The 2,870-nt window shown below is 56.2% G+C and carries 1 protein-coding gene; it reads left to right on the top strand.

Features of this window, described 5'->3' with window-relative positions:
- Positions 1-68: 68 nt before the first annotated feature.
- Positions 69-2,870 (top strand): hypothetical protein (locus tag ACOCD2_RS15720; protein WP_419625779.1); only part of this gene is annotated, 2,802 nt, incomplete at its 3' end.

Here is a 2,870-nt window from a genome sequence, read left to right as displayed (position 1 = left end):
CGCACATTGAGCAGTTCTCGCAGGAGCTGGCAGGCACGGGGCGTGTTACGAAGCGTTTGGCGAACACGATGACCCGGTTTCTGAAGCCGTGGCTGTCACGGGTTGCGCTGCTGACGGGGGAGAACCCGGTAGAGGTCCTCAATAAGCTGCAAGTGGCCTTATCGGGCGACTGGGCCAAACAGCTCCCTGACGGTGTGAAGGGCATGTATACCGGTGAGGGTGTGGTTCTGGGTGAGGCGCAGGACCTGAGCACGTTTCTCCATGAATACTCGCATTTCATGTTCGATGTTGAGAGCGGCATGGGTACGTTATCGCATCTGGGTGAGGCCTTTGCGAAGGCAACGGGGCAGACCCCGGAAGCCATCGAGGCTGTGCTGACCGGTCAGGACAAAGCTTCTAAGGCGTACCGGGATGTGCAGGAAGGGTTTGCTACGGGGTTTGAGCGGTACCTTGGCAATGCTGCCAAAGCCCCGGCACTGCTGGGAGATAGCTACAGCATTGCCCGGGAGTGGCTTCAGCAGGTTTACGCGGGCACAGAGTTCCTGAAGGTGAACAATGACCCGGCACTGGACGCTATGTTTGGTGAGATGCTGGGCCTGTCGAATGATATTGAGGTGATGTACAAGGAGCTGGGGTACGACACACTGGCAACACAAGTGATTTCGCGCAAATCCAGAGCACCCAGAGGGTCCTCTACGCTGGTTGGCAGGATCCAGAAGTGGCTGCACAAGGAACGCAGGAAGGCGCTACAGGTGGTCGCTTCAGAAGCCAGGGAGCAGGTACAGTCTGCTGTAGAAGCGGACACGGGTTATCAGCTGCTGCTGCGGTTGCGTGATCAGAAGGTTTCACTCAACATCCCGCCACGTTCGAAAGAACATCCCTTGCACATGGTGTACTCACCTGACGGAATGACGGTCGATGATCTGTATGATCTGATTGGGGGAGAAGGGGGCACGGCTTCGTTGTACGACCGGCTGATCAATGCTAAATCACCTAAGGGGCATTATAAGGATCTCATGCGCAAAGGCATGATCACCGAAGCTGAGGTCATGACAAATGAGGAGATTAAGCTCAAGGCCATGGAGCTGGTGCGCACGCCGGAGGTTGCAAAGGCGCTTCTTTCGGAAGCACGTCGGTTGTCTCGAAACAGGGATGACCTGCTGAATGCCAGTTTCCTGAAAGCCGCGGCGATTCGCAAGATCATGACGATGCCCATCAGGGACCTGAGTGTGGCGAAGCTGCACCGGCTGGAGTTGCGTGCGGCGGAAGCGTATGCCAATGCCGCGGAAGGGAGCAAGGAGAAGGCGGATCTTGCAAAGCAGCGCGCCATTCTGCGACAGATGGTCGTGCTTGTGTCTAAGTACACGAAACAGGTGCAGTCTGCGGCAAAGCGCCTGAAGAAATACAACCGGGCAAAGTACCGTGCACAGGTGATGAATGCAGGGGGCAGCTACTGGCCCCGGCTTGCGGTGCTCCTCAACCGTGCAGGCCTGCTGAAGGATGATCTGGTAGAGGGCGCGGATAAGGTGCTGAATGCCTGGCTGGAGGAGCGGGATGCGGATGGCATTGCGCCGCCTGCCAACACCGTTCTGTCGGGTGTGAAGAACTACAAAGACCTGACACTGGGGGATTTTCTGGCAATGCGGGATACAGCGGACATGCTGATACATTCTGCAAAAACGGCAAAGTCTATTCTGCTCAATGAGGAGAATGCCAGTCTTGACCAGGTGGCGGAGAGCATTGTTCAGGAAGTGATTGCGTCGCCCATGCCGGATATACCGGAGCGGCGGAAGGGAGCGGACTGGTTTCAGGAGTTCATGGCTTCTTTGTCTACGGTGCCCTGGCTGGTGCGGCGGATTGTGGGCAATGATGCGAAGCAGTCGGTGCTTGAGCGCGCGGTCTATGGTCCGATGCGCATGGCTGGGGTTGCGCGGGATAAGCTGTTCCGTAAGGTGGTCAAGCCCCTGATTGCGGGTATGCACGCAGACCATAGCTGGTATAAGTTCCTCAAGGGCACGTACACGCTGAAGACGAAGATCAAGGGATCCTCGCTCCCTGAGACTATGACGGGTTCACAGGTGATTGGGTTCGTGCTGAATATCGGCAACTACGAGAATTTGACAAAGTTGCTGCAAGGCTATGGTCTTCTGGCCGAAGGTGAGAGTGCTACGCTCATGCACCCGGTAGTACAGGAAGTCATGGGTTTGCTGGGTGAGCAGGAATGGAAGCATGTTTCGGCAATCTGGAAGCACATGCAGATGCTGTTTCAGCCTTTGCGCGAAGTCACCCGGAAGGTCTATGGGCGTGATCTGCAACCGGTGGATGGGTTGCGTATCGAGACCCCGCATGGCCCTGTAACCGGGGGGTATTATCCCCTTGTAATGGATAGGGATGCGGCTGGTGCGGATGTCCTGTCTCGCTTTGAGTCCACAGAGGCTCTGATGAACGGCGGCCAGACCCCTGGTATGTTGGTAAGGCCTTCTGCTGCCTATGAGCGGACGCATGCCATATACCCGGTGCTGCTGGATGCGTCTGTGATCTTCAGTCACTTCAACCGGGTTATCCATTACATCTCACACACGGGCGCTGTGGATTCTGTTCGGAAGGTTTTGGGGGATGAGCGCGTTCACGGTGCGCTGCTGAAGAAAGCCGGGAAGCATGAGGTTAAATACCTTGGCTCGTGGCTGAAGGATATCGCATCTGATAAGCGGATGGAGCAGATCACGTGGCTGGAGCAGCTTTTTCAGAAGTTGCGTTATGGCGCTGTAGTGGTTGTACTGGGTGCTAAGGTGTTCACATCGGTACCCAAACAGTTGCTGGGCCTGTATAACACGGCAGTTGATATCAAGTCGGTTGGCGGGTCTTCAGGG

Origin of the sequence: Thiolapillus sp., assembly GCF_048562965.1 — a bacterium.
GTDB classification, from domain to species: Bacteria; Pseudomonadota; Gammaproteobacteria; order Chromatiales; family Chromatiaceae; genus Thiolapillus; species Thiolapillus brandeum_A.
The sequence above is the reverse complement of the archived record's forward strand: the minus strand, read 5'-3'. Positions and strand labels throughout refer to the sequence as shown.